This window comes from Parasphingopyxis marina, from assembly GCF_014237875.1.
In the GTDB taxonomy this organism is placed as follows: Bacteria; Pseudomonadota; Alphaproteobacteria; order Sphingomonadales; family Sphingomonadaceae; genus Parasphingopyxis; species Parasphingopyxis marina.
The window spans coordinates 883,522-908,220 of sequence record NZ_JACJVJ010000001.1 but is presented as its reverse complement, the minus strand read 5'-3'; the positions used below and the strand labels follow the sequence as shown (position 1 = coordinate 908,220).

The following is a 24,699-nucleotide window of genomic DNA, read 5'->3' as shown; positions in this document are numbered from 1 at the left end:
TTCTCCCCCTGCCCCTAGGCTAGTTGCAGACGCACGGGCAAACGACGCGGCATGTCGGCTGCGGCGCGGTGCGGCGCGCGGGCCTCCGCGCGCGGCGGCGCGGCGCGACATATTCGACTTCTTCCTCGATAAAGGTGGTGGTTGTCGTCACGGCCGGTGCCGGATTGACCACGATCGTCGTCGTCGCGCTCTGCCCGCCGCCGGCATAGCTGACGGCGTGCGATGCCGCCCCGCCGACCTGGACATGGGTCTGGACGGGCGGCGGCGCATAATAAGCCGGCGGCGGCGCGGCGCGCTCGTCGCGATATTCATAGTCGTAGGTCGTGCCATATTCCATCTGCGGATAGTAATCGCCCTCGCCGACATATTCGGGGACAGGGCCGCGATGATGCCCTCCCCGATAGCCGTCATCGCGATAGCGACTGCGCTCCGATGCGGTGCCGATGGCCGCGCCGGTGATCGCGCCGATACCCGCGCCTATGATCGTGCCTTCGGTGCGGTGGCCGCTCCCCGCAATGCGATTACCCGCCACGCCGCCAACAAGGCCGCCGATCACGGCCCCGGCGGCGGCACCGTCACCGCCGCGGCGGTCCCGATAATCGCGCTCGTCGCGGCGATCGTCATAATAACGGTCGTCATATTGGCGATCGCCCCGATACCCCCCCTGATAGGGAACGCCGGTGCGGTAATCGACGATATATCCGCGCCCATCGACCATATAGGCGTCGTCATAATAGCGAACCCAGCGATAGCCATAGGCCGGCTGGGCGAGGCCATAATAGGGATAGTTCACCACATAATAGCGCGGCGCGAGAAAATAGGTCGGCATGTACCCGCCGACGAAGAACCGATGGCCCCGGCTATAGCCGCCCCGATATCCGCCACCACCACGCCAGACATAGGTCGAACCGCCATGGCCGCCGCTCCAATTGCCACCGCCGCGCGTGCCCCAGCTACCGCCGCCATGCCAATTACCGCCGCCGCGCGCGCCCCAGTTGCCGCCGCCCTGCCGGCTTCCGCCACCCTGCCAACCACCACCGGCGCCGCGCATCGCCTGGGTCGCCGTCGCCACGCCGGCGCTCGATCCACCCGATTCGGATTGCGCCTGGCCCGCCGCAGGCAATGCTGCGGAAACCGCCAAAATGCCGAGAAATACTAAGGTCCGCATGTCTTGCCCTTCCTGCCTGAACTGCCTGGCCGGCGAACGCGCCCGGCACCACCATTTACCTTTTCTTAACAGTTTCGGAAGGGCCACGCCACGCGGCTTTCGGGAGGTTTCTGTCCCGATTTGAAGCAATGCTTTTGCTGGGGTGGCTAGCCCGTCAGCCGCGACGCAAGCAGATCCACCAACGCTTCACAGCCTCTGACATCCTCGCCATCGAAACGCGCTTTCGACGGACTGTCGATATCGAGAACGCCGATCAGCCGGTTGTCGGCGACGATTGGCACAACCAGTTCCGAGGCCGAGGCGGCATCGCAGGGGATGTGACCGGGAAAGGCATCGACATCCGCGATGCACTGCGTCTCGCGCGTCGCCGCTGCCGTGCCGCATACGCCGGCGCCTATCGCGATCCGGATACAGGCGACCTTCCCCTGGAACGGCCCCAGCACCAATTCCTCGCCGACCAGCCGGTAGAAGCCGGCCCAATTGATATCCGGCAGATATTCCCAAAGCAGCGCCGCTGCATTCGCCATATTGGCGATGGCATCGGGTTCGTCCGCCGTCAGCCCGTCGAGTGCCGAAAGGAGATCGGCATAGAGCGCCGGCTTGTCCTGCGTTGTGGTAATGGCGATTTCGTGCATCGGGCGTTCCTGGTCGAAGGGCCTAGTCCAGCCGCGGTTTCCCGCGCGCCTGCTTGATCTGGCTACGCGCCTTCTTCTTGTCCACCCGCTTGGCCTTGGCGGACCGGCTCGGCTTGGTCTTGATGCGGTAGGCTGGACGCTGGCGGGCTTTGTCCAGCAACGCGCCAACCCGCGCCAGCGCTTCGCGCCGATTGGCCTCCTGCGTCCGGTGGCTGCGCGCCGTGAGGACGAGCGCCCCGTCCGCCGTCATCCGGCTGCCCGCAAGCTCCTTGAGACGGCGATAGACGGATGGCGCAAGGTCCAGCGCCGACACATCGACCCGCAGCTGGATCGCCGTTGCGACCTTGTTGACATTCTGCCCGCCCGGGCCGGTCCCCGCGAGATGACGTTCCTCGACCGCGTCGGGCGGAATGGAGGGATGGTCAGGACGCGGCATCGTCGGCAAGATCCCATGATCCGAAGCGTCCGGGCAAGGGTGCGCTGGCTTCAACCGGCCGTTTGCCGGGGCGTGGCACCACGAGCGCGCGGGCATGGAGCAGCATCGGCCCGTCAGCCGTTCCATATACCGGATCGCCCATGATGGGCATGCCGAGGCCTTCCCGTGCATGGACGCGCAATTGGTGGGTACGCCCGGTTTCCGGGTTGAACTCGATCAATGCGGATCCCTCTTTCCGGGCGAGCACCCGCCAAGCCGTGCGCGCGGATTTGCCTTTCGGATCGCCTTCCATCCACCAGCCGCGCTCCCGCGTCGAGCGCTTGGCAAGCGGCAGGTCGATCATGCCCTCTTCTGCCGCCGGCACACCATCGACAACCGCCCAATAGGTCTTGCGCGCGCCGCCTTCGGCGAAGGTTGCATTGAACCGCTTCAGCGCCTTCGGATTGCGCGCCAGCAACAGGCACCCGCTCGTATCCTGATCCAGCCGGTGGACGATCATCGGGGACCGCGCAAAGCCCTGCTTAAGCTCGCGCAGCCGCGCCTCGACGCACTCGCCGCCACGCTTGGGCCGGGTAACGGGCAGACCGGCGGGCTTGTCGATGACGATCGCCTCGCCGTCGATAAAAAGGATGGTGTCGATCAGCATGGCGGCGGCTTAGCGGAGACGACCGGGCCCTGCATAGCCGAGAGGCTTCGCCCAATTGGTAACAATTCCCTAACGACATCGCGGCTAGGCCGGGCATCTGGAGGTGGCAACATGCTGCACGGCAGATTCTCCGACGCGTTCCCGCAGGATTCCGAGCGGCTGGTTTCCCTCGCCGAGATTCTGAGCGCGTTCAGCTATGCGCTCGATCTGACCGAAGGGCAGCCCGAGGGGCATTGCGTGCGCAGCTGCTGGATCGGCACCCGAATCGGCCAGGCCCTCGGCCTTCCCGAAAACGACCTTTGGGAGCTCTATTATACGCTGCTGATGAAGGATCTCGGCTGCAGCAGCAACGCAGCCCGGATCTGCGAACTCTATCTGGCCGACGATCACCGCTTCAAGCATGATTACAAATTCGTCGACGGCAATCTCGGCAATGTGCTGAAATTCGTCTTCACGCGCACCGGCACCGATGCCCCCTTCACCCGCAGGGTCGGTGCGATCGCCAATATCCTCAAGAACGGCCCCGAAATCGCCCGCTCGCTGGTCGAGACCCGCTGCATGCGCGGTGCGGACATTGCACGGCAGCTGCGTTTTTCGGACAATGTCGCCGACGGCATCGCCGGTCTCGACGAACATTGGGATGGATCGGGCAAGCCGAACGGCGTCGCTGGCGATGCGATTCCGCTCTTTTCCCGGGTCGCGCTGCTTGCGCAGATCGTCGATATATTCTGGAAGGCCAATGGCCGCGAAGCCGCCTGCGACGAGGTGAAGGCGCGGACGGGCAGCTGGTTCGATCCCGAATTGTGCACGGCCTTCCTGGCGATCGCCGGAAAGGACGATTTCTGGACCGATCTCGCCGCGCCGGACATCGAGCAGCAGATTTTCGCGCTCGAACCCGCGCAGCAGGTGACCCTCGTCGATGAAGACTATCTCGACGATATCGCGAGCGCCTTCGGCCAGGTCATCGACGCGAAGAGCCCCTATACGAGCGGTCATAGCAACCGCGTCGGCGACTATGTCGACGGCATCTGTGCGCATCTCGGCTATGCCGACGACCGCTCTCGCACCCTACGCCGCGCCGCCATCCTGCACGATATCGGCAAGCTGGGCGTTTCCAACCTCATCCTCGACAAGCCCGGAAAGCTGGACGAGGAGGAATGGGCGATCATGCGAGATCATGCCCGGCACACTACGGAGATTCTCGGCCGGATTTCGATCTTCGAGGATATGGCTGCGATCGCGGGCGCCCATCACGAAAGGCTCGACGGGACAGGCTATCCGCTGGGCCTCGACGCGGTGACGATCAGCATGGACACGCGGATCATCTCGGTGTGCGATTTCTACGACGCGCTGGTGGCAGACCGCCCCTATCGTGGGGCGATGCCGCGCGAAAAGGCGCTGACGATAATCAAGGAAGAAGTCGGGGCCGCCATCGATCCGCGCTGCTTCGAAGCGCTCGAAGCCATCACGGAGCAATAGCGGCCCAATACGGCATCAGGCCGTGAGCTTTGCGGCCGTTTCGGCGATCCGGCGGCCCTGATAGCGGGCGCCGGCGAGTTCGGTCTCGCTGGGCATGCGGCTGCCGTCATTGTTGGCGATGGTTGTCGCGCCATAGGGCGATCCGCCCTTGACCTCGTCGACGCCGTTCTGATCGCCAAAGCCGTAATCGAGGCCGACAATGGTCATCCCGAAATGCAGCATGTTGGTAATCAGCGAAAAGAGCGTGGTTTCCTGCCCGCCATGCTGGCTGGCGGTGGCCGTAAATGCGCCGCCGACCTTGCCGACCAGCGCATTGGTGAACCACAGCCCGCCGCCCTGATCGAGAAAACTCGCCATTTGCGATGAGACGCGGCCGAAGCGCGTGCCTGCACCGATGGCAATGCCGTCATAATTGGCAAGATCGCCGATTTCGGCAACCGGCGCGTCCTGATCCAGCTTGAAGCCGTTTGCGCGCGCCGTCTCTTCGGGGACGGTTTCGGGGACGCGCTTGATATCGACTTCCGCGCCGGCTTCGCGCGCGCCTTCAGCAACGGCCTCTGCCATCGCTTCGATATGGCCGTAGCTCGAATAGTAGAGAACGAGGATCTTGGTCATGGAAATCTCCTGTCATGTCGGTGTTGCGTTGTCGGTGGTGAGAGCAGTGAAAGGAACCGCCGCCCCGGCCGGGGGGCCGGGACGGCGGAGGGGTCAGGCGGCGTCGACGAGAACGAGTTCGCTGTCCTCGAGCGCCTCCAGATGCAGGCTCGTGCCGCCGGAAATCGCAGCGCCGTCACGCGCATCGATCTCGACATCGTTGGCGATGATCTTGCCGGTGGCCGGCACCAGATAGGCGTGATTTCCCCCGGCCACAGCATAGTCGATCGCCTCACCCGCTTTCAGCGTCGCGCCCATGACGCGCGCCGGAGTGAGGATTTCGAGCGCATCGTCATCGGCAAAGCCGCTTGCCAATGTCACGAACCGTCCCGAGCGATCGCCCTTGGGAAAGGGTTTCGCGCCCCAGCGCGGCTCGGCCCCGGGTTTGGCGGTCTCGATCCAGATCTGGAACAGCGTCGTCGTCTCGTCCTCGAGATTATATTCGCTGTGCCGGACGCCGGAGCCCGCGCTCATCACCTGGACGTCGCCCGCCTCGGTGCGGCCGCGATTGCCCATGGAATCTTCATGAGTGATCGCGCCGGTGCGAACATAAGTGATGATCTCCATGTCGCGATGCGGGTGCGGCGGAAAACCGGCACCTGCCTCGATACTGTCGTCGTTCCACACCCGGATCGGGCCCCAGCCCATGCGCTCGGGATCGTAATAGTTGCCGAACGAAAAGTGATGGTGCGCATCCAGCCAGCCGTGATGGGCATGGCCGATCTGATAAAAGGGTCGTTTCTCGATCATTCTCTGTCTCCCGATAAGGTTGGCGGAAGTTCCGTTGACAACCAGATAGTGCGCCGTCAGAGTTCATAAATAGAAACTTTGGAAAATGATCGTTTCCAAATATGTCGCAATTACCCGATCTCGAAGCCTGGGCGATCTTCGCGAAAGTTGCGGAATTGCGCTCGTTTACGGCAACGGCCGAGGAACTCGGCATGTCCAAGGCGACCGTATCCAAGGCCGTTTCCCGGCTGGAACGCGCGCAGGGAGTCAACCTTCTGCACCGGACGTCGCGCAGCCTGTCGCTGACCGAAAGCGGGCGAATACTGATGGGACGGGCGCAGCAGCTGCTCGATCTCGGCGCAGGGCTGGAGGATGCGGCGCGGGAGGATTCCGAAAAGCCGCGCGGCACGATCCGCATGGCAGCGCCGATGTCCTATGGCGCGCTACACGTCGCGCCTCTGCTGGCCGAATTCCTGATCGAATATCCCGAAATCCGCATCGACCTCGATCTCAGCGACGAACGCGTGGACATAATAGAGCGCGGCTTCGATCTCGCGATCAGGATTGCCACCCTGCCCGACAGCTCCTTGCGCGCCCGGCGGCTCGGCGACGTTACCGGCTGGATCGTCGTCGCCCCTTCCTATCTTGAGCGCCGGGGCACGCCCGGCCATCCCAGCGAGCTCTCGCAACACGACTGTTTGAGCTACACCAACCTCCCCAACCCCCGGCTATGGCATTTCCAGAGTATCGCCGGCGACGAAGTGTCGGTGGAAGTAAACGGGCCGCTATCGGGAAATAGCGGCGATGCAATGCTGCCCTCGCTGCGCGCCGGGCTGGGCATTGCGCGATTGCCCGACTTCATCGTCGACGAGGATCTGCGCAACGGCACTTTGGTTTCGATCCTGCCCGAATGGTCGGACGACAATGGCGGTATCCATATTCTCACCCCGCCGGGCCGTCACCGCCCCGCCAGGGTGGAGGCGCTGGTCGCGTTTCTGGCCCAACGGCTGACCGGCTAGCGCCGTCGCTCCGTGGCATTTTCGCTGAAATATTAGTGAGTCCCAAATGTCACAGCTTTGCGACTCGTGGAGTTAACTGGCCTTTAACCTTTTGCGTTCATACCTTCGATGGTTAATGAATTGCACCGAGCCGAACGGGATTGCTTTCCCTATCGGTGCCCACAGCAAGGGGTAGACCTGATGCGAGTGTTGCTGATCGAAGACGAGCCGACCACGGCCAAGAGCATCGAGATGATGCTGACGACCGAGGGGTTCAACGTCTATACGACGGATCTGGGCGAGGAAGGCCTCGATCTGGGCAAGCTCTATGATTACGATATCATATTGCTCGACCTGAACCTGCCGGACATGCACGGCTATGACGTGCTCAAGAAGCTCCGTCTCTCGAAGGTCCAGACGCCGGTTCTCATCCTTTCGGGCATTGCCGAGATGGATTCCAAGGTTCGCAGCTTCGGCTTCGGCGCCGACGATTATGTTACCAAACCTTTCCACCGCGAAGAGCTGGTCGCCCGCATTCATGCCGTTGTGCGCCGCTCCAAGGGCCATTCGCAGTCGGTCATCAAAACCGGCAAGCTCGCCGTCAATCTCGATGCCAAGACCGTCGAAGTCGACAGCAACCGCGTCCATCTGACGGGCAAGGAATATGCGATGCTCGAGCTGCTTTCGCTGCGCAAGGGCACGACGCTGACCAAGGAAATGTTCCTCAACCACCTTTATGGCGGCATGGACGAACCCGAACTCAAGATCATCGACGTCTTCATCTGCAAGCTCCGTAAGAAGCTGAGCCTTGCCTCGGGCGGAGAGAATTACATCGAAACGGTCTGGGGCCGCGGCTATGTGCTGCGCGATCCGGACGAGGAAGAACAGGCGCAAGTCGCCTAGCGGCGGCCAGCCCGGACACCGCTTCCATATCCGAACAGGGGCAGGGCCGCAGCAGAAATGCTGTGGCCCTTTTCCGGTGTCCGATCAGCGTCGGCAGGAGCGCCATGGGACCGCTTAGCCCCGCCTCTCGCCTTGCCTATTCAGCGCGGCCGCAAAGCCGGGGATGGCCGGGATAAGCCGGTGCTTTTAGACAGCTTGTTAAAGAGATTGAACAAAGTCCGGTGCTCGTGCATTATTGCAGTGCACAATGGCGCAAAAATATTTTGACGAGATTTGGGGATATAGCCGGGGACGCCGGCCGCGGCCCGGTTTCGAGTCCCTCGCGCGCTGGATCAAGGAAACATCCAAACCCGAACTGCGCCGCCGCCAGGCCCAGGCCGAGGCGGCCTTTCGCCAGCTCGGCATCACCTTCAACGTTTATGGCGAAGATGAAGAAGCCGAGCGGATCATACCGTTCGACATCATTCCCCGCGTCTTTACCCATGAAGAATGGCAGTCGCTCTCCGAAGGACTGGAGCAACGCGTAACCGCACTGAACCTCTTCCTCGAAGATGTGTATGGGGCGCGGAAGATCCTCAAGGACGGCATCGTTCCATCCGATCTCGTGCTCGGCAATCCGGGTTTCACGCCGCTCGTCAACGGCCATCGGCCGCCGCACGGCCTGTATGCGCATATCTGCGGCATCGACATGGTTCGCACGAGTGCCGACGAGTTCCTGGTGCTCGAGGACAATGCCCGCACGCCGTCCGGCGTTTCCTACATGCTGGAAAATCGCGAGGCGATGCTGCGGCTATGCCCCGAACTGTTCGAGATATTCGAAGTCGAGCCGGTCGACAGCTATACCGACGCCCTGCGGGAAATGATGCAATCGGTCGCCCCGGACAGCGCCTCGAATAATCCGTGTTGCGTGCTGCTCACGCCCGGTCATTTCAACAGCGCCTTTTACGAACACAGCTTCCTTGCCGACAATGTCGGTATCGAGCTCGTAGAAGCGGCGGACCTGATCGTCGACGACGATATCGTCTGGATGCGAACGATCGAGGGGCGCAAGCGCGTCGATGTTATCTATCGGCGGATCGACGACGATTTCCTCGATCCGCTCGTCTTTCGCCCCGATTCGATGCTCGGCGTACCGGGTCTGATCGCGGCCTATTTCGCCGGCAATGTAACGCTGATCAACGCGCCGGGCGGCGGCATAGCCGACGACAAGGCGATCTACTCCTACATGCCGGAGATCGTGAAATATTATACGGGCGCCGAGGCCAAGCTGCCCAATGTCGAAACATGGCGCTGCCGCGAACCCGACGCCCTTAAATACACGCTCGAGCATCTCGCCGAGCTTGTCGTCAAGAAGGTCGACGGTTCGGGCGGGTACGGCATGCTAGTCGGCCCGACCTCGACCGAGGAAGAGATCGCGGAATTCCGCGCCGCGTTAAAAGCCAATCCGCACGGCTACATCGCCCAGCCGACGCTCGCCCTTTCGACGGTTCCGACGCTCGCCGGCAAGGGCATCAAGGGCCGCCATGTCGATTTCAGGCCGTTCGTCCTGAGCGGCACCAACGGGGTCCATACCGTCCCGGGCGGCCTCACCCGCGTCGCGCTTCGGGAAGGATCGCTGGTCGTCAATTCGAGCCAGGGCGGCGGTACCAAGGACAGTTTCGTCCTGCGCCCCGATAACGAGCAGCCCGAGGCCAAAGCCTGATGCTCGCCCGGACCGCCTCCTATCTCTACTGGATCGGCCGCTATGTGGAGCGCGCCGAATTTACCGCCCGGCTCGTCGAAGCCACGGTCCGGCTGGATTCGCTTTCCGCGCGGCCGGCCGGCGAAGGCGCCTGGGAAAGCGCGCTCGCCGTCGCTTCCTCCGCCGATGATTATGCGGCGACCGGCGAAACCGTAAATCCGACCAATGTCGCCAACTTCATGATGCTGGCCGAAAACAATTCCAATTCGGTCCGCAATTGCCTGTACAGTGCGCGAATGAATTCCCGCGCCGTGCGCACCGCGCTCACCCGCGAAGGCTGGGAAAGCATCAACCGCGCATGGCTCGGCCTTCGGGACCGGAGCGCCGTCGGCGGCACTCAGGCGACGATCAACCTGATCGAGGCCCTGAAAGCCGAAACCCGCGGTTTCGAAGGCGCGATCCACCGGATGCTGCGCCAGGAAAGCCAATTCTTCCTGCGTTTGGGCGCCTGTATCGAACGCGCCGACAACATGGCGCGCCTGATCGACGTCAAATATCATTTGATCCTGCCCGAGGGCGAAGAGGTCGGCGGGCTGATCGACCGCGATCAATGGAGCACGATCCTCCAGACGGCGTCCGCCAATACCGCCTTTCGCTGGCTCTATCGCGACGGGCTCTCGCCGAGCCGCGTCGTCGAAATGCTCGTCCTGCGCCGCGAGCTGCCGCGTTCGCTGGCGGCCACCGCGGACGAGCTTGTCGGCATACTTGATGCGCTCGGCAAAGCCACGGGGTTTCAGGGCGAGGCAGATCGGATGGCGCGGCTGTTGCAGCAACGGATGCGCAAGACCCGCATCCGCGAAATCATGGCGGGCGGATTGCACGAATATCTTCAGGCCTTTATCAAAGAGAACCGGCTTCTAAGCCAAGCCATCACCCGACAGTTCCGGTTCGATTAGATGCGCCTCCATGTAGAGTACAGCACCGATTACGCGTTCACGCAGCCGCAGCGCCGGCTCGTGCAGCTGCTAAGGATGACCCCGGTCAATTTCGCCGCCCAGCATGTTATCGACTGGCATATCGACGTCGATTGCGATGCCCGGCTCAGGCCCAGCCGGGACGGCTATGGTAACGAAATTACGATGCTCTATATCACCGGGCCGATAGACCGGATCGCGCTCAAGGTATCGGGTGAAGTGTTGACCGACGACCGTTCGGGCCTTGTCGAGGATGCGCCGGAACCCTTGCCGGTCGAGGTGTTCCTGCGAGAGACGAATCTGAGCGCCGCCGACGATGCGATCCGCGCCTTCGCCGCGGACATCGCTAACTCGGAAAAGGATCCGCTGAGCCGGATGCACCTGCTGATGTCGCGCATATTGAACGAGATCCGCTACGTGCCGACATTGGACGCGGTCGAGCGCAATGCCGCGACCGCCTTTGCCAGCAACACGGGCGTCTGCCAGGATCACGCCCATATCTTCTGTGCCGCCGCGCGATCGATGGGCATTCCGGCGCGCTATATCTCGGGCCATCTCTATCGCCGCGACGGCGCGCATATCCAGGAAGCAAGCCACGCCTGGGCCGAAGCCCATTTACCGGCGATCGGCTGGACCGGTTTCGATCCGGCCAACGGGATCAGCCCGGATGACGCCTATATCCGGGTCGCGTGCGGCCTGGACTATCTCGAAGCCGCGCCTGTTGCCGGCCAGCGGCTTGGCGGCGGCGAAGAGACGCTGACGGTCGACGTTCGGGTGACTCAGGCGCAGAATCAGGCGCAGAACTGAGGGTCGTTCCCGCCGTCGCGATCCACACTTTCGCGAAATTGCGCTCTTTGCGGTGCACAATTTCGTCGCTAACCGGGAGGCCGGACCGGCCATTAGCTATCGGAGTCGCATGACATATTGCTTGGGAATGTTGCTCGAACAGGGGCTCATCATGATTGCCGACACCCGTACCAATGCGGGTGTCGACAACATCTCCTCCTACAAGAAGCTCCATATCCTCGAGCATAGTGAAGATCGCACGATCATCGCCTGTACGGCAGGCAACCTGTCGGTCACCCAGGCCACCTTCGCGCTATTGCGCGAGGGGCTGGAGGAAGACGATGACAGCGACGGCCCCCGGTTCGTTAAAGATATGGCGAACATGCACCGCGTCGCGGGCCTTGTCGGCGAGGCACTGCACATGGCGCGCGAGGATATTACGGAGACCGCCGGCGACGACGCGCAATACAGCTTTTCGGGATCGATGCTGCTCGGCGGCCGGATCAAGGGCCGGCCTTTGCGGCTTTTCCACATCTACAAGGAAGGCAATTTCATCGCCTGCCAGCCCGATCGTCCGTTCATGCAGATCGGCGAGACCAAATATGGCAAGCCGATCCTCGACCGCGCGCTCGAATATGATACGCCGCTCGACGATGCGGTGAAGACCGGGCTGGTTTCCTTCGATTCGACGATGCGTTCGAATCTCAGCGTCGGCCGCCCGCTCGATATCGTGGTGCTACCGGCCGACGAAACACAGCCGATGCTGAGCCAGCGGATCGACGAGACCGATCACTATTTCAACATGCTTTCCTCGAAATGGGCGCTGGCGTTGGCCGAGGCCCGCGCGGCGATCCCGATGCCGCCTTTCATGCTGAAAGATTCCGCCGAATAGGCGATCGCGAGCCGGTTATTCGGCGTCGGCGAAAATCTTCTGCTCGATCTGCGGTTCCACCGCTACCTCGAACCGCTCCCAGCCGCGCGGCGTGAGCTTTTCGAGCGGGCGGTAGCGCGTCTTATATTGCATCCGCGCCGCGCCCTCGACCCAATAGCCGAGATAGACATAGGGCAAACCCGCCTTGGCCGCGTGCACGATATGGTCGAGGATGATGAAATTGCCGAGGCCGTCGCGGTCGGGATGGCCAGCATCGAAGAAGCTGTAGATCATCGACAGCCCGTCCGACTGCCGGTCGGTCAGACAGGCGCCGACAAGCTTGCCCGGGTTTCCGTCCTGGGCCGGCTCGCGATATTCGATCATGAACGTATCGACGGGCGTCTGTTCGACCATGTCAGCAAAGTCCATCTCGTCCATGTCATGCATGCCGCCATCGGGATGGCGAGCGGAGAGATAGCGGCGCAGCAGCGCAAATTGCTCCTCGGTCGTCCAGGCTTCGCACGCACTGACGTCGAGATCGCGATGCCGGCGCATCAATTTGCGCTGGGTGGCGTTGGGCCGGAACTCTTCGGCGATCACGCGGACCGAGACGCAGGCCTGACAGCCTTGGCAGCTCGGCCGGTAGGCAACAGACTGGCTCCTTCGGAAGCCGATCCGCCCAAGCGCTTCGTTGAGCTCACCGGCGTGCGGACCGCGCAGCTCGGTGAAAACCTTCCGCTCGGTCTTGCCGGGCAAATAGGGGCACGGGCTCGGCGCCGTGACGAAGAATCTGGGGAACCGGAATGGCGCACTCACGTCTGGGGACACCCTCGCTCTTTTTCGTTGTTCGAGGGCGCTTTTATGACTTGCGGACAGAGTGTTGGAAAGGCTGTTTACCCTAAATAAAGGGTTAAATTAGTAAATCGGTGCAATTTCCTGTGAAGATTAACCAAGCCGGTTGACCCTGACTGTGGATAACGTTCGCCGCTGTGCCAAATTGGTCCGCAGCGGGCCTACGACGAGTTGAGAAGGCGACGGTCAGGCGGTTACCGACTCGACCGGAAGAAAGCCGGCGCGGATGGCAAAGTCAATCTGGCGCCGCATCATCTCCCCATTCGCCGCGGGGCCAGAACGGCCAAGCAATTTTTCTATATTATCTTCTAAAAACAACGGATTGCGCTGAAAATAACTGGAATAGAGCACGGCCACGCGGCGGTGGAAGCGGCGCTCGGCCGGTGACAGCATATCGAGGTCGAAACGCTCGGGTGTGACGAGTTCGGGGTTGGCAAATTGCGGATAGGATCGGACCAGCGCGAAGAAGTCATCGACCGGCATCGGCGATCCGGCGACGAGATGGAACGCCCTGCCGCTCGCCTCTTCGATCCGCTCTGCAATCCTTACCAGACCCTTTACGACATGATCGAGCGGAACGAAGTTCAGCGTCGCACCAGGCTCCGCCGGAATCGTGCGAATACGCCCTTCGGCGAGCAGCCGGAACGCCATATAGATTGAATCAAACGCTCCGATCGCGCCGTCCGATTGTCGTCCGACAATGATGCTGGGCCGGGCGAGCGCCGCTGGCATTCCGCCTACAATCGCCTGCCGGACGAGCGACTCCGCCTCGGCCTTGCTGGCCTCGTAGGGATTGGCGAAATGCACGGGCGCTTCTCCGCCATCCTCTGCGACCTCCCCTTGGCGCTCGCCGCAGACATAAGCGGTCGAGACATGCACAAAGCCGGCCGGACCACCCGGCCTTAAGCGGGCGAGATCGAGCATGTGCCGCGTCCCGCCGACATTCACCGCGGCATAGATTTCCGGTGCGGCATCGAAGGCAACGACTGCAGCGCAGTGAAGAATCGTCTCGGCCTGAGCGGCGAGCTCGCGCCAATCCTGCTCGGCCAGGCCAAGATGCGGCTCGCCGACATCGCCCGTCACCAGCGCGACCTCGCCGGGCGCGGGCGCGCTACCATTCCAGTCCCGGGTTTCGATTTCCTCGCCGTCGCCGTGGCGCACGGTCCGGTTCTTGCGGACGAGCCCGATCACGCCATGACCGCGCGCGGCAAGCGCGGCCGCAACCTCGCCGCCGAGCAGCCCGGCGGCACCGGTGACGAGTATCGTGGTCAAATCAGCAGCAGCCCGAAATCGCCGCGTCGCCTGTTTCCGCATTGAACGGCATCAGCTCCCCGCAACCCGGAAAGATTCCATAATGCGTCGAAAAATCGCCGAAAAATTCGAAATGCTCGGCAAAGCGCGTCTCGGCGAGCATCCGCCAGGTATTGCCGCATACCGCGAACATCCGGCCTTTCTCGATGATATGATGGCCGTCCAGCGTCAGCGCGCGTTCGTGCCCGGTCACCGTGCCCTTGTAGCGCACAGCCTGGCCGTAATCCTCGCAGCGCGGTTCGAGCCCGTCGAGCTTGAACAGCCGATAGGTGGCCGAGAAGAAGCGGATGCCATCGACCTTTTCGGCAACTTCGGGATCGCCGATGCCCAGCGGCCGATCGGTGACGAGGCGCGGATCGAGGAAGCCGGCATCCTTGGCCAGCCTGTCGAAATCGCCCCAATAGAGCGCGCCCGACAGGCATTCGCCGTGCAACACGGGATCGGCGAGCAGCGCTTGTGGCACTCGGCGTTCGGAATAGACGTCGGAGAAATAGAATTCGCCGCCGGGCTTCAGCAGCGCTTGCGCTTCGCGGAAGACCTTGGCCTTGTCCCCCACAAGATTGATGACGCAGTTGGAAACAATGAGATCGAAGCTGCCGGGCTCGAGGCCCAGTGCGTCGAGCTTTTCGATATCGCCTTCGACGAATTCGACATTGGCGTAGCCGAATCGCTCGGCGTGCCAATCGAGATGCGCGCGCGCGACGGCGAGTTGCTCGGGCGTGGTATCGACGCCGACGACGCTGCCCTCCGCGCCGGCAAGCTGCGCCAGCAGATAGGCGTCCTGCCCAGAGCCGCTGCCGAGATCGAGGATACGCATGCCTTTAGCGGCTTCCGGCGCGATCAGGCCGCAGCCATAATAGCGCGCTTTCACCTCGGGATGGACATTGGCCAGCGCGGCCAGGATCTCCGGCGCCGGCGCTTCGAGCGTGCAGCAGGCATCGGTCTTGAGATCGGCCGAGCCCTGCAACACCTGCCCGTAATAATCCCGGCTATTCTCGATATTCATCCAGCCCATCTCCCTGGGTACGGCAGGCGAAAGCATAAATCACGGAAGTGTTCGAATCGGACGGCTTTCGGGTTACACCAAGACTGGCCCCATGTAACTTGGTGTAACTTTCGCCTTTACGGCCTCGAATGCCTCGCCATGAAAGGGAGGATGCCTTGCAACGCACCCATGATCTGATTGTGATCGGCGCCGGTTCGGCCGGGCTCACCGCGGCGGGGGGCTGCGGCCAGTTCGGGCTCAAGGTCGCGCTCGTTGAAAAAGGCCCGATGGGCGGCGACTGCCTGAATACCGGCTGCGTGCCTTCCAAGGCATTGATCACGGCGGCGCGGCGCGCGCAGGAAATGCGCGAAAATGCGAAATACGGGATTGCCGATACCGAGCCCAAAATCGATTTCCACGCCGTCCATGCTCATGTCCAGCGCGCGATCGCGTCAATAGCGGTCGATGACAGCCAGGAACGGTTCGAGGAGGAGTTCGGCGTCGAGGTGATCCGGGGCGAAGCCAAGATCATCGACGGCTCCACCATCGAAGTGAACGGGCGCACCCTGAAGGCGCCGCGCATCTGCCTCGCCATCGGATCGAAACCCTTCGTGCCGCCGGTCGGGGGGCTGGCTGACATTCCCTATCTCACCAACGAGACGATCTTCGACCTCACCGAACGGCCTGAGCATCTGCTCGTGATGGGCGGCGGGCCGATCGGCATGGAGATGGCGCAAAGCTTCCGGCGGCTCGGCAGCAGGGTGACGGTGATCCAGCGCGGCAAGGCGATGGACAAGGACGATCCAGAAGCCGCCGCCATCGTCGTCGGGCGCTTCCAGGCCGAGGGCGTCGATATTCGCGAAGATACCGAGGTGAAGGCCGTCAGCAAGACCGATAGCGGCATCGCCGTCGAAACCGATGGCGGCGACACCATCCTCGCCAGTCATGTGCTCGTCGCCACCGGTCGGACCTGCGACTTTGCCGGCTTCGGACTTGAAAATGCAGGAATCGAATGGAGCCCGCGCGGCATCACCGTCGACGCCAAGCGCCGCACGACCAACAAGAAAGTCTATGCGATCGGCGATTGCCGGGTCGGCCCGCGCTTCACCCATGCGTCGGGCTATGAAGGCTCGCTCGTCGTGTTGCAGGTCGCGCTGGGGCTTGGCGGCAAGGCCGATTATACCGCGCTGCCCTGGGTCACCTATAGCGACCCCGAACTCGCCCAGGTAGGCATGACCGAGGCGCAGGCGCGCGAGAAGTTCGGCGAGAAGGCCGAAGTCACGCGACGGGATTTTTCGCACAACGACCGCGCCCGGGCCGAAAACGACACCGGCGGATTTCTCAAGATTATCCGCAAGGGCAAGACAATCCTCGGCGCGACCATTGTCGGCCCGCATGCGGGCGAACTGCTCCTGCCCTGGAGCCTCGCGATCGGGGGTAAGGCTAACGCCTTCGCGATCGGCGGCGCCATCGTGCCCTACCCCACGCGCTCCGACATTTCGAAACAGGCCGGATACGGCGTATGGGAACCGACGATCTTCGGCAGCTGGCCCAAACGCTGGGCGCGGTTCCGCGCGAAATATCTGCTATAGCCCAGCGCCGACCGCACGGAGACTCAATTATCGCCACAAGCCCCCTGCCCGGCCCCTCGCCTTTCCTCGTGCCAGACGCTGCGCCGCTGGCGCCGGAGAAATTTCGCGATTCGTTGACCACCGCAAAAGGCGAGCGTCGCGCGTATGTCGCGCTCGACCGGCTGGAGACGCTCTGGTTCAACACCGGAACGCTGTGCAATCTCGCCTGCAAGAGCTGCTATATCGAAAGCTCACCAATCAACGACGCGCTCGTCTATCTGACCGCCGCCGAGGTGGATGCCTATCTCGACGAGATCGAACGGGATGGGCTCGGTACCCGCGAGATCGGCTTTACCGGCGGCGAGCCTTTCATGAACCGCGAGATGATCGCAATGCTCGAAAGCTGCCTCGCCCGCGGTTTCGACGTGTTGATGCTGACCAACGCGATGCGTCCGATGCGACGGTTCGAGGGCGAGTTGCTCGATCTCAAGGCCCGCCATGGCGAACGATTGACGATGCGCGTCAGCCTCGATCACTACACGCGGGCGATCCATGAAAGCGAACGCGGCGGCGGCACATGGGACAAGGCGATTGCCGGGCTCACATGGCTGTCGGACAACGGCTTCTCGATCGCCGTCGCTGGGCGGCACCTGGCCGACGAAAACGACGGCTCGGCTCGGCAGGGCTATGCCGATCTCTTCGCGCGCGAAGGCCTGAGCATCGACGCCACCGATCCCGCCCGGCTCGTCCTCTTTCCCGAGATGGACGCGACCGCCGACGTTCCCGAAATCACCGCCGCCTGCTGGGGCATCCTCGACGTCGATCCCCGCGCGATGATGTGCGCGACGAGCCGGATGGTCGTGAAGCACAAGGGCGCGGAAAGGCCGGTGGTCGCGGCCTGCACGCTGCTCCCCTATGGCGCCGATTTCCAGATGGGCGAGACGCTGGCCGAGGCCGGCCGCGACATAGCGCTCAACCATCCCCATTGCGCGCGCTTTTGCGTATTGGGCGGCGCGAGCTGCAGCGCCTAATAGACCCGCGAAAAGGGAGAAAATCATGCAGGACGAAGCCTTTGAGCGCGTGCTCGACATTTATCGCGAGCGTAACGCGGCGGAACGGCAGGACGACAGCCTGGGCCGCGACGACCGGTTGCTCTGGGTCGGCGAGGATGTCGGGCGGCTGCTGCTCGACCTGACGGTCGGCCGCAAGGCGAAGGTGATCGTCGAGCTCGGCAGTTCCTTCGGCTTCTCGACCCTGTTTCTTGCGAAGGCGGCGAGCCTGACCGGCGGCACGCTCTACAGCTACGAGATCGCGCCCGAAAAACAGGATTGGGCGCGCGAACGGATCGGCGAGGCGGGGCTGGCAGACCATGTCGACTGGCGCCTGGGCGACGCGGTGGATCTGCTCGCCGACCAGCCGGGCCCGATCGATATAGTGCTGCTCGATCTCTGGAAGGACCTTTATATTCCGTGCTTCGATGCGCTCCATCCGAACCTTGCCGAAGGTGGCATCGTGGTCGCCGACAACATGCTCTACCCGTCCAGTTTCAACGAAGGCGCTACGGAATATCGCGCCCATGTGCGCGCAAAGCCCGATATGGAGGGCGCGCTGCTCCAAATCGGCAGCGGTATCGACATCGCAGTGAAAGCGGGAAGCGCTTCTCCGGGCTCCCCGGACTAGTCCTGATCCACGCCTCGCGCGGCGAAGACCCGCTTGCCGACGGCATCCAGCTTCGCGATCAAGGCACGGTCGGCCATCGCAAGATCGGTGATAATCGACATGTCGAGCACCGTGTCGAGCGGATTGGCCGGACGTTTATCGGGCAGCGCCCTGGCGAACTCGACGACAGTCTGCACCGCCTTGTCGGCATTGGCGTGGAGGGTGGCGAGGATGTCATGAACCTCGACCTCGGCAACATCGTCGCGCCAGCAATCATAGTCCGTGACCATGGCGACAAGCGCATAGGGCAACTCCGCCTCGCGGGCGAGCTTGGCTTCGGGCATCGCCGTCATCCCGATCAGGTCGCAGCCCCAAGACCGGTAAAGCTCGCTTTCCGCGCGGGAGGAGAATTGCGGGCCTTCCATGGCGAGATAGGTCGCGCCGCGATGAACCGTGGCCCCAGCCGCCTTCGCCGCAGCCTCGGCGAGATCCGACAGCGCCGGGCAAACCGGATCGGCCATCGAGACATGCGCGACGAGACCGTCTCCAAAAAAGCTCTTTTCGCGCGCAAAGGTGCGGTCGATAAACTGGTCGACGACCACGAAATCGCCGGGCGGCAAATCTTCGCGCAGTGAACCCACGGCCGAAAGCGAGAGCATGTCGGTGCATCCCGCACGCTTCAGCACGTCGATATTGGCGCGGAAGTTGAGCTGGCTCGGCCCGATTCTATGGCCCTTGCCGTGGCGCGGCAGGAAGACGAAGCGCTTGCCGGAAATTTCGCCGATGACAAGCTCGTCCGATGCTTCTCCCCAGGGGCTTTCGACGCGGATCGACTGAGCGTCTTCGAGCGCATCCATGGCATAGAGCCCGGACCCGCCGACGACACCGATCACCCATTCGCCACCTGTCATTCGCTGGCCGCCATTGAACTTTCCCCTCGCCGATCCGTTGATCCGTTACTAATGGGGGAAGCCACTCTTCACCTCAATAGCCCGTGCGAGCGGGGCGGAGGAACCAGTAGACCATGCGTATTGCTACGATAGTTTTGGGCATAGCGGCGCTCGCCGCGGCAGCGCCCGCCTTTGCCCAATCCAGCATAACCGGCCGCTGGCTGACCGAAGATCGCCGCGCGATCATCCGCATCGCGCCCTGCGGCGGCGCGATTTGCGGCTATATCCAGCAGGTGCTGCGGGAAATGCCCGATGCGGACCAGCGCGACGAGAACAATCCGGACCCCGCGCTTCGCAGCCGCCGCATCATCGGCATGCCGGTGCTCACCGGATTCCGGCTCGACGGCAATCGCTGGCGCCATGGCGAGATTTACGATCCGGAAGACGGGCGCAACTATAGCGCCCGGATGGAGCTCAACGCCAATGGATCGCTGAGCGTCACGGGCTGTGTGCTCGGCGGCATCATCTGCCAGTCGGAAGTCTGGACGCGCCGGCGTTAGCCGCTCAGGGCTTTACGACGTCCTGCTCGATCGTGCCGAACGTGGCGTGGCCATGCTCGTCCTCCATCCAGATGCGAACGCTGTCGCCGGCTTTCAGGAAGGGCGTCTTCATCTCTCCGTCCTGGATCTGTTCCACCATCCGTACCTCGGCAATGCAGCTATAGCCTAGTCCGCCCTCGGCGATCGGCTTGCCCGGCCCGCCATCGGCATCGCGGTTGGAGACGGTACCCGAACCGATGATGCTGCCCGCGACGAGATCGCGCGTCTTGGCGAGATGGGCGACGAGCGTCCCGAAATCGAAGGTCATGTCGACACCCGCATCGGCGCGGCCGAAGGGCTGGCCGTTGAGATCCGCGTTCAGCGTGCCGTGCAGCTTGCCCTCTTTCCAGTTGGGCAGTTCGTCCGGAGTCACGAACACCGGGGAAAAGGCGCTTGCCGGTTTCGACTGGACGAAGCCGAACCCCTTGCCGAGTTCGGCCGGGATCAGGTTGCGCAGCGAGACATCGTTGACGAGGCCGATGAGCCGGATCGCGGCCAGCGCCTCGTCGCGGCTCGCGCCCTGCTTTACATCGCCGGTGACGACGACGATTTCCGCCTCCAGATCGCAGCCCCAGGTTTCGTCGGGAAGCAGAATCGGATCGCGCGGGCCGATGAAACTGTCGGATCCGCCCTGGTACATGAGCGGATCTTCCCAGAAGCTTTCCGGCACTTCCGCGCCGCGCGCCTGGCGAACAAGGACCACGTGATTCACATAGGCAGAACCGTCCGCCCACTGGTACGCGCGCGGCAGCGGCGAGGCCGCCTCGCGCTCGTGAAAGCGTTCCTTCGGGATGACGTCGTGCGCGAGATCGGTGGCCAGCGTTTCAAGCTGCGGCGCGATCGTGTCCCAATCGTCGAGCGCTGCCTGCAGGGTAGGCGCGATATGTGACGCATCCGCGCACCAGGCGAGATCATGGCTGACGACGACGAGCTTGCCGTCGCGGCCGCTCTTGAGCGATCCCAGTTTCATCGATGTCTCCCGCGAAATTTTCTTGCTTCATAGACCGGCAAATCGTCTGCGTCCAAACTTGCCGCCTATTCGAAGATATCGGCTACCAAATCTTCGGTGACGCCTTCCTTGGCCCGGCGCAGATTCACATAGAGCGCAGCCATGAAGCACGCCCACAAGCTCCAGATCAGGCAGGAAAAGGCAAGCTGGAGCGGGAAGAGAACGAACAGCCAGGTCGCCGTAAAGCCTCCCGATGCCGTCGAACCGAACAGCGGAATCATCACGGCCGCCATCGCGATTATCAACGCCAGGAGGATCACGAACTCCACGATGTAGATCACGAAGATCCGCCAGCGATTGCCCTTGGCCAGAAACCAGCTGCGCCCCAGGCTTCGGAAAACCCCAGTCCCTTCGACAAGCCGGGCGACCAGCGGCACCGCCCAGCCGGTCGCAAAAAACATCAGCACCGCGACCACGGCGAGGAACGACAGCAGGACGATCACCGTCATGCTGGCCGCCGATCCCCCGGAAGCGGCCGCAACGCTGATAACCCCGACGAAGAAAAGAAAGCCGACGTAAATCGCGCCGAGCGCGAGCACGACCAGCAGCTGGATTCCGAATGCCGGAAAGAAATGGGTGAAACCGTCGCGGATCGCCCCGCCTATATCGCGTTGCCTGCCCTGAAGATCGGACAATGCCAGCCTGATCAAGGCGACCTGTGCAACGATATAGGCGCAAACACCGAAGATGGTGGAAACGATCACCGAAACCGTGAAATTCTGCCCCCCCGCAACTCCCGCCGCCGAATCGGCAACAAAGCTGCCGGTGGTGACATAGGAAAGGCCGAACTGGAGGGTGCTTGTCGCAATCGAGAAAATCAGCACGATGGCGGACATTGCGAAGAAATTGCGCCACATCGCGCCGAAGCCGTCGCCCAGCGTCTGGCCGACGCTGAAGATTCCCGTGCCCGCACTTGCCATCGACTTGCCCCTTTACCGATTAGTGCATTTTTCATGGCTATTTCCGCCATGTCCAGCCCGGCACTCGCCTTGCCGGGAAAGCGGCGTTATTGAGGCCTTGGTCGCGAGGGGGAATTGAGAGCGATATGACGGCACCGCCGGCGCCAGCCGGAAATGACGGCAAGCAGAATTTCGATCAGGCCTATCGAGAGCTGGTCGACAGCGACCGTTTCCAGACCGACTTGCCGCGTTTCGAACCGCCCGACGCACCCGAACCGCCGCCCGATTGGCTTTCCAACCTGCTCGAATGGCTTTCAGGCACCGGCCCATTCTGGCAGGTGCTATTCTGGCTCATCGCCGCCGTGCTGGTGCTGCTCCTGCTCTTCTTTGTCGGTCGCGCGCTTCAACGGCGCTTCGCGGGCGGCGGCGCGGCGGAGGATGGAGAGGCAGAGATCGATGAGTGGCAGCCCGACGAGAAGACGGCGCGCGGCCTGCTCGGCGAGGCCGAAGCGCTGGCACGCGAGGGCCGCTATGCCGAGGCCGTCCATCTGCTCCTGTTTCGCAGCATCTCGGACATTGAGGACCGGCTCCCCGATTTCCTGAAGCCGGCGCTTACCAGCCGCGACATTTCGGCGTCGGAAACGCTGCCCACACCAGCCCGATCCGCCTTTTCCTCGATCGCCGCGATTGTCGAACGCGGGATCTTCGCGGAGCGCCCGGTGGATGAGAAGGGATGGGATGAAGCGCGGATCGCCTATGAGGATTTCGCCTTCCGCCGCAGCTGGGCGCGGGAGGGCCGGAGTTGAGCGAAAACGCCGCCCCCTTCAACCCGCGGACGCTGATCCTGCTGGTCCTAGCCGGGATCGTCGGCTTCGGCGCGTTCCTGCTCCTCGTCGCCTATGCGCCCGATCTTCGCAACGGCCAGAACGGCCGGGCGCACGGGCTTTCGACCTCGGCCATCGGCTTTCGCGGGATCGCCGAACTGCTCGACGCGACGGGGGCTGAAATCGACTATGTGCGCGACGAGAATCCCCGGCCCTTTTCCGGGCTGACGATCGTTACACTGGAAGAACAAGTCGATCCCGACCGGCTGAACTGGCTGATCGGCGATGTCTACGACCAGCCGACGCTGTTCGTTCTCCCCAAATGGGGCACCATGCCAGTGATGGGCCAGCAAGACCGTGTCGAATCGATCGGGGCCATCGCCGGAAGCCAAGGCGCGTACCAACTGCAGGACCTAGCCGAAATCGCGGTGGATATCGTCGAGACGCGGCCCGGCTCCGCGCTCGTCAATCCCTATATCGATGCAGAGCTGCGCGCGCCCGCGCGCCTGCAGACACTATCGGGCAAGCATCTGACCGGCGTCGTCGAAACGCGGGACGGCGAGATCGTCCTCGCCAGTGTCGACGGCACCAGCGCCTATATCCTCGCCGATCCGGATCTTCTCAACAACCAGGCGCTCAGCGATCCCGAACGCGCGCGCGCTGCGTTGCTGCTGCTCGAAGCGCTCAACGAGGATCAGGGACCGTTCCGCTTCGAGCTGATCGCAAACGGCTTTGGCGGCGCGCACAACCTGCTCACCCTCGCCTTCGAGCCGCCCTTCCTCGCGCTGACGCTTTGCATCCTCGCCGCGGCGCTGCTTGCGGGCTTACAGGCTGTCTATCGCTTCGGCCCGGCCCTGCGCCCGCAACGCGCCATCGCCTTCGGCAAGCGCGCGCTGGTCGACAATAGCGCGGAATTGCTCAGGCTTGCCCGGCGCGAGCATCTGTCGAGCGAACGCTATGTCGCGATGACGCGCGAAGCGGCCGTCGCCGCAATCGGCAATCCGCGCAAGCTGAAGGGCGGCGCGCTCGATCACTGGCTCGACGGGCTCGGCCCCGCCTCGACACCGCCATTCACCACGCTGGCCGCCGCCGCGCAGCGCGCGACAAGCCGCCAGGATATCCTCAACGCCGCAAGGGCCCTCAATCACTGGAGAAAGGCCGTCACCCATGAAGGTTGAAGACATCAAACCGCTCGGCGAGAGCATCCATAGCGAGATCGCCAAGGCGATCGTCGGCCAGGAAGAGATCGTCGATCACCTGCTGATCGCGCTATTCTCCGCCGGCCACTGCCTGCTCGAAGGCCCGCCAGGAACGGCGAAGACCTTCCTCGCCCAATGTTTCGCGCGGTCGCTGGGGCTCGATTTCGGCCGTATCCAGTTCACGCCGGACCTGATGCCGTCGGACATTATCGGCGCCAACCTGTTCAACTTCCAGACGAGTTCGTTCAAGCTTACGCGCGGGCCGATCTTCTGCGAGCTGCTGCTCGCCGACGAGATCAACCGGACGCCGCCAAAGAGCCAGGCGGCCTTGCTCGAAGCGATGCAGGAGCGCGCGGTCACCATCGACGGCGAGACCCACGCGCTGTCGGACCGGTTCATGGTGGTCGCAACCCAGAACCCGATCGAACAGCAGGGCGTCTACCCGCTGCCCGAGGCCCAGCTCGACCGGTTCCTCTTCAAGCTGGCCGTCGGTTATCCAAGCGAGGAGGAGGAGCAGAAGATCGTCAGCGTCCATGGCAGCCGCTTCGGTGCGCCAAAGGCCGGCGAGTTCGGCATAGAAACGAAAGCCGATGGCGCGAAAATCGCGGAGGCCATCGAGGCGGTGGCGACGGTCAAGCTGGTCCCCGATATCACCGGCTATGTCGTGTCGCTGGTCCGGGCGACCCGCGAGACAGCGGATCTGGATGCCGGGGCGAGCCCGCGCGCCGCCGCGATGCTGGCGAGCGCCGCCAGGTCGCGCGCCGCGCTCGACGGCCGCGACTATGTGATCCCCGACGATGTGAAGGCGCTGGCACCAGCCGTCCTGCGGCACCGCGTGATCCTCTCGGCCGCCGCCGAAATCGACGGACGCGATGCCGACGGAATCATCGCCAATCTGATCGAACAGGTCGAGGCGCCCCGATGACGCCGATGGAACCGGC

26 protein-coding genes are annotated in these 24,699 nt (G+C 63.1%); 14 read left to right on the top strand and 12 right to left on the bottom strand.

What is annotated here, in order from left to right:
• Nucleotides 1-19: 19 nt before the first annotated feature.
• From H6P80_RS04445 to H6P80_RS04430, 4 genes are all read right to left on the bottom strand, one after another.
• On the bottom strand, nucleotides 20-1,168 hold the full coding sequence (locus H6P80_RS04445; RefSeq protein ID WP_185800114.1) for an RcnB family protein: 1,149 nt from the start codon (nucleotides 1,166-1,168) through the stop codon (nucleotides 20-22).
• 146 nt (nucleotides 1,169-1,314) lie between these two features.
• A complete protein-coding gene (locus H6P80_RS04440; RefSeq protein ID WP_185800113.1) occupies nucleotides 1,315-1,803 on the bottom strand; it encodes a GAF domain-containing protein in 489 nt (162 codons plus the stop codon).
• 22 nt (nucleotides 1,804-1,825) lie between these two features.
• Nucleotides 1,826-2,239, bottom strand: a complete 414-nt coding sequence (gene arfB, locus H6P80_RS04435; protein ID WP_185800112.1) for an alternative ribosome rescue aminoacyl-tRNA hydrolase ArfB — start codon at nucleotides 2,237-2,239, stop codon at nucleotides 1,826-1,828.
• The gene (locus tag H6P80_RS04430; RefSeq protein WP_185800111.1) at nucleotides 2,226-2,885 is read right to left on the bottom strand and encodes an RluA family pseudouridine synthase; all 660 of its coding nucleotides are present in this window, start codon (nucleotides 2,883-2,885) and stop codon (nucleotides 2,226-2,228) included. Before H6P80_RS04430 ends, arfB begins: the two co-directional genes overlap by 14 nt.
• 111 nt (nucleotides 2,886-2,996) lie before the next feature.
• On the opposite strand from H6P80_RS04430, the gene H6P80_RS04425 reads away from it, so the two are divergent.
• Nucleotides 2,997-4,364: an HD-GYP domain-containing protein gene (locus H6P80_RS04425; protein ID WP_185800110.1), complete on the top strand. Its 1,368-nt coding sequence runs from the start codon at nucleotides 2,997-2,999 to the stop codon at nucleotides 4,362-4,364.
• A gap of 15 nt (nucleotides 4,365-4,379) precedes the next feature.
• On the opposite strand, the gene wrbA is transcribed toward H6P80_RS04425, so the two are convergent.
• A complete protein-coding gene (wrbA, locus tag H6P80_RS04420) occupies nucleotides 4,380-4,979 on the bottom strand; it encodes an NAD(P)H:quinone oxidoreductase (RefSeq protein WP_185800109.1) in 600 nt (199 codons plus the stop codon).
• A gap of 93 nt (nucleotides 4,980-5,072) precedes the next feature.
• Nucleotides 5,073-5,768, bottom strand: coding sequence for a pirin family protein (locus H6P80_RS04415; protein WP_185800108.1), 696 nt, complete (start codon nucleotides 5,766-5,768; stop codon nucleotides 5,073-5,075).
• Nucleotides 5,769-5,869: 101 nt separating this feature from the next.
• Between H6P80_RS04415 and H6P80_RS04410 the strand changes: the two genes are divergently transcribed.
• The 6 genes from H6P80_RS04410 (at nucleotide 5,870) to H6P80_RS04385 (ending at nucleotide 11,981) form a co-directional block, all read left to right on the top strand.
• Nucleotides 5,870-6,766: a LysR family transcriptional regulator gene (locus H6P80_RS04410; RefSeq protein WP_185800107.1), complete on the top strand. Its 897-nt coding sequence runs from the start codon at nucleotides 5,870-5,872 to the stop codon at nucleotides 6,764-6,766.
• 180 nt (nucleotides 6,767-6,946) lie between these two features.
• Nucleotides 6,947-7,648 (top strand): response regulator transcription factor CtrA, encoded by a 702-nt coding sequence (gene ctrA / locus H6P80_RS04405; RefSeq protein ID WP_185800106.1) that lies wholly within the window; start codon nucleotides 6,947-6,949, stop codon nucleotides 7,646-7,648.
• A gap of 247 nt (nucleotides 7,649-7,895) precedes the next feature.
• Nucleotides 7,896-9,350: a circularly permuted type 2 ATP-grasp protein gene (locus tag H6P80_RS04400; protein WP_185800105.1), complete on the top strand. Its 1,455-nt coding sequence runs from the start codon at nucleotides 7,896-7,898 to the stop codon at nucleotides 9,348-9,350.
• Nucleotides 9,350-10,285, top strand: coding sequence for an alpha-E domain-containing protein (locus tag H6P80_RS04395; protein WP_185800104.1), 936 nt, complete (start codon nucleotides 9,350-9,352; stop codon nucleotides 10,283-10,285). Before H6P80_RS04400 ends, H6P80_RS04395 begins: the two co-directional genes overlap by 1 nt.
• On the top strand, nucleotides 10,286-11,110 hold the full coding sequence (locus H6P80_RS04390) for a transglutaminase family protein (RefSeq protein ID WP_185800103.1): 825 nt from the start codon (nucleotides 10,286-10,288) through the stop codon (nucleotides 11,108-11,110).
• 151 nt (nucleotides 11,111-11,261) lie between these two features.
• Nucleotides 11,262-11,981 carry a peptidase gene (locus H6P80_RS04385; protein WP_235973709.1) on the top strand — a complete coding sequence of 240 codons (720 nt, stop codon included), beginning with the start codon at nucleotides 11,262-11,264 and terminating at the stop codon, nucleotides 11,979-11,981.
• A gap of 15 nt (nucleotides 11,982-11,996) precedes the next feature.
• On the opposite strand, the gene H6P80_RS04380 is transcribed toward H6P80_RS04385, so the two are convergent.
• The 3 genes from H6P80_RS04380 to H6P80_RS04370 all read right to left on the bottom strand — a co-directional run bounded on the left by H6P80_RS04380 (nucleotide 11,997) and on the right by H6P80_RS04370 (nucleotide 15,129).
• Nucleotides 11,997-12,776, bottom strand: coding sequence for an arginyltransferase (locus tag H6P80_RS04380; protein WP_185800101.1), 780 nt, complete (start codon nucleotides 12,774-12,776; stop codon nucleotides 11,997-11,999).
• Between the two features lie 222 nt (nucleotides 12,777-12,998).
• On the bottom strand, nucleotides 12,999-14,084 hold the full coding sequence (locus H6P80_RS04375; protein ID WP_235973708.1) for an SDR family oxidoreductase: 1,086 nt from the start codon (nucleotides 14,082-14,084) through the stop codon (nucleotides 12,999-13,001).
• A 1-nt stretch (nucleotide 14,085) separates the two neighbouring features.
• Nucleotides 14,086-15,129 carry a methyltransferase domain-containing protein gene (locus H6P80_RS04370; protein WP_185800099.1) on the bottom strand — a complete coding sequence of 348 codons (1,044 nt, stop codon included), beginning with the start codon at nucleotides 15,127-15,129 and terminating at the stop codon, nucleotides 14,086-14,088.
• 155 nt (nucleotides 15,130-15,284) lie between these two features.
• Between H6P80_RS04370 and H6P80_RS04365 the strand changes: the two genes are divergently transcribed.
• From H6P80_RS04365 to H6P80_RS04355, 3 genes are all read left to right on the top strand, one after another.
• Nucleotides 15,285-16,700: a dihydrolipoyl dehydrogenase family protein gene (locus H6P80_RS04365; protein ID WP_185800098.1), complete on the top strand. Its 1,416-nt coding sequence runs from the start codon at nucleotides 15,285-15,287 to the stop codon at nucleotides 16,698-16,700.
• A 113-nt stretch (nucleotides 16,701-16,813) separates the two neighbouring features.
• Complete coding sequence (locus H6P80_RS04360; protein WP_235973707.1) at nucleotides 16,814-17,710, top strand: radical SAM protein; 897 nt, start codon at nucleotides 16,814-16,816, stop codon at nucleotides 17,708-17,710.
• 25 nt (nucleotides 17,711-17,735) lie between these two features.
• The gene (locus H6P80_RS04355; RefSeq protein ID WP_185800096.1) at nucleotides 17,736-18,359 is read left to right on the top strand and encodes an O-methyltransferase; all 624 of its coding nucleotides are present in this window, start codon (nucleotides 17,736-17,738) and stop codon (nucleotides 18,357-18,359) included.
• On the opposite strand, the gene H6P80_RS04350 is transcribed toward H6P80_RS04355, so the two are convergent.
• On the bottom strand, nucleotides 18,356-19,249 hold the full coding sequence (locus H6P80_RS04350) for an S-methyl-5'-thioadenosine phosphorylase (protein ID WP_185800095.1): 894 nt from the start codon (nucleotides 19,247-19,249) through the stop codon (nucleotides 18,356-18,358). The genes H6P80_RS04355 and H6P80_RS04350 overlap by 4 nt on opposite strands.
• A gap of 113 nt (nucleotides 19,250-19,362) precedes the next feature.
• Between H6P80_RS04350 and H6P80_RS04345 the strand changes: the two genes are divergently transcribed.
• Nucleotides 19,363-19,788 carry a DUF2147 domain-containing protein gene (locus H6P80_RS04345; RefSeq protein ID WP_185800094.1) on the top strand — a complete coding sequence of 142 codons (426 nt, stop codon included), beginning with the start codon at nucleotides 19,363-19,365 and terminating at the stop codon, nucleotides 19,786-19,788.
• A gap of 4 nt (nucleotides 19,789-19,792) precedes the next feature.
• On the opposite strand, the gene H6P80_RS04340 is transcribed toward H6P80_RS04345, so the two are convergent.
• Entirely contained in the window at nucleotides 19,793-20,797 is a 1,005-nt protein-coding gene (locus H6P80_RS04340) for a fumarylacetoacetate hydrolase family protein (protein WP_185800093.1), read from the bottom strand.
• 65 nt (nucleotides 20,798-20,862) lie between these two features.
• Complete coding sequence (locus H6P80_RS04335; protein WP_185800092.1) at nucleotides 20,863-21,756, bottom strand: hypothetical protein; 894 nt, start codon at nucleotides 21,754-21,756, stop codon at nucleotides 20,863-20,865.
• Nucleotides 21,757-21,881: 125 nt separating this feature from the next.
• Between H6P80_RS04335 and H6P80_RS04330 the strand changes: the two genes are divergently transcribed.
• The 3 genes from H6P80_RS04330 to H6P80_RS04320 are packed head-to-tail and all read left to right on the top strand — an operon-like array spanning nucleotide 21,882 to nucleotide 24,683.
• The gene (locus H6P80_RS04330; protein WP_185800091.1) at nucleotides 21,882-22,541 is read left to right on the top strand and encodes a hypothetical protein; all 660 of its coding nucleotides are present in this window, start codon (nucleotides 21,882-21,884) and stop codon (nucleotides 22,539-22,541) included.
• Entirely contained in the window at nucleotides 22,538-23,737 is a 1,200-nt protein-coding gene (locus H6P80_RS04325; protein ID WP_185800090.1) for a hypothetical protein, read from the top strand. The genes H6P80_RS04330 and H6P80_RS04325 overlap by 4 nt, the downstream gene beginning before the upstream one ends.
• A complete protein-coding gene (locus H6P80_RS04320) occupies nucleotides 23,727-24,683 on the top strand; it encodes an AAA family ATPase (RefSeq protein WP_185800089.1) in 957 nt (318 codons plus the stop codon). The genes H6P80_RS04325 and H6P80_RS04320 overlap by 11 nt, the downstream gene beginning before the upstream one ends.
• Nucleotides 24,684-24,699: the final 16 nt, after the last annotated feature.

What these genes read in the sequence shown, in the direction of transcription:
- H6P80_RS04350 (WP_185800095.1), bottom strand. Translation starts at nt 19,249, where the DNA reads ATGACAGGTGGCGAATGGGTGATCGGTGTCGTCGGCGGGTCCGGGCTC.
- H6P80_RS04395 (WP_185800104.1), top strand. Translation starts at nt 9,350, where the DNA reads ATGCTCGCCCGGACCGCCTCCTATCTCTACTGGATCGGCCGCTATGTG.
- H6P80_RS04385 (WP_235973709.1), top strand. Translation starts at nt 11,262, where the DNA reads ATGATTGCCGACACCCGTACCAATGCGGGTGTCGACAACATCTCCTCC.
- H6P80_RS04355 (WP_185800096.1), top strand. Translation starts at nt 17,736, where the DNA reads ATGCAGGACGAAGCCTTTGAGCGCGTGCTCGACATTTATCGCGAGCGT.
- ctrA (WP_185800106.1), top strand. Translation starts at nt 6,947, where the DNA reads ATGCGAGTGTTGCTGATCGAAGACGAGCCGACCACGGCCAAGAGCATC.
- H6P80_RS04410 (WP_185800107.1), top strand. Translation starts at nt 5,870, where the DNA reads ATGTCGCAATTACCCGATCTCGAAGCCTGGGCGATCTTCGCGAAAGTT.
- H6P80_RS04345 (WP_185800094.1), top strand. Translation starts at nt 19,363, where the DNA reads ATGCGTATTGCTACGATAGTTTTGGGCATAGCGGCGCTCGCCGCGGCA.
- H6P80_RS04440 (WP_185800113.1), bottom strand. Translation starts at nt 1,803, where the DNA reads ATGCACGAAATCGCCATTACCACAACGCAGGACAAGCCGGCGCTCTAT.
- H6P80_RS04415 (WP_185800108.1), bottom strand. Translation starts at nt 5,768, where the DNA reads ATGATCGAGAAACGACCCTTTTATCAGATCGGCCATGCCCATCACGGC.
- H6P80_RS04370 (WP_185800099.1), bottom strand. Translation starts at nt 15,129, where the DNA reads ATGAATATCGAGAATAGCCGGGATTATTACGGGCAGGTGTTGCAGGGC.
- H6P80_RS04390 (WP_185800103.1), top strand. Translation starts at nt 10,286, where the DNA reads ATGCGCCTCCATGTAGAGTACAGCACCGATTACGCGTTCACGCAGCCG.
- H6P80_RS04445 (WP_185800114.1), bottom strand. Translation starts at nt 1,168, where the DNA reads ATGCGGACCTTAGTATTTCTCGGCATTTTGGCGGTTTCCGCAGCATTG.
- H6P80_RS04330 (WP_185800091.1), top strand. Translation starts at nt 21,882, where the DNA reads ATGACGGCACCGCCGGCGCCAGCCGGAAATGACGGCAAGCAGAATTTC.
- H6P80_RS04320 (WP_185800089.1), top strand. Translation starts at nt 23,727, where the DNA reads ATGAAGGTTGAAGACATCAAACCGCTCGGCGAGAGCATCCATAGCGAG.
- H6P80_RS04335 (WP_185800092.1), bottom strand. Translation starts at nt 21,756, where the DNA reads ATGGCAAGTGCGGGCACGGGAATCTTCAGCGTCGGCCAGACGCTGGGC.
- H6P80_RS04340 (WP_185800093.1), bottom strand. Translation starts at nt 20,797, where the DNA reads ATGAAACTGGGATCGCTCAAGAGCGGCCGCGACGGCAAGCTCGTCGTC.
- H6P80_RS04400 (WP_185800105.1), top strand. Translation starts at nt 7,896, where the DNA reads ATGGCGCAAAAATATTTTGACGAGATTTGGGGATATAGCCGGGGACGC.
- H6P80_RS04430 (WP_185800111.1), bottom strand. Translation starts at nt 2,885, where the DNA reads ATGCTGATCGACACCATCCTTTTTATCGACGGCGAGGCGATCGTCATC.
- H6P80_RS04425 (WP_185800110.1), top strand. Translation starts at nt 2,997, where the DNA reads ATGCTGCACGGCAGATTCTCCGACGCGTTCCCGCAGGATTCCGAGCGG.
- wrbA (WP_185800109.1), bottom strand. Translation starts at nt 4,979, where the DNA reads ATGACCAAGATCCTCGTTCTCTACTATTCGAGCTACGGCCATATCGAA.
- arfB (WP_185800112.1), bottom strand. Translation starts at nt 2,239, where the DNA reads ATGCCGCGTCCTGACCATCCCTCCATTCCGCCCGACGCGGTCGAGGAA.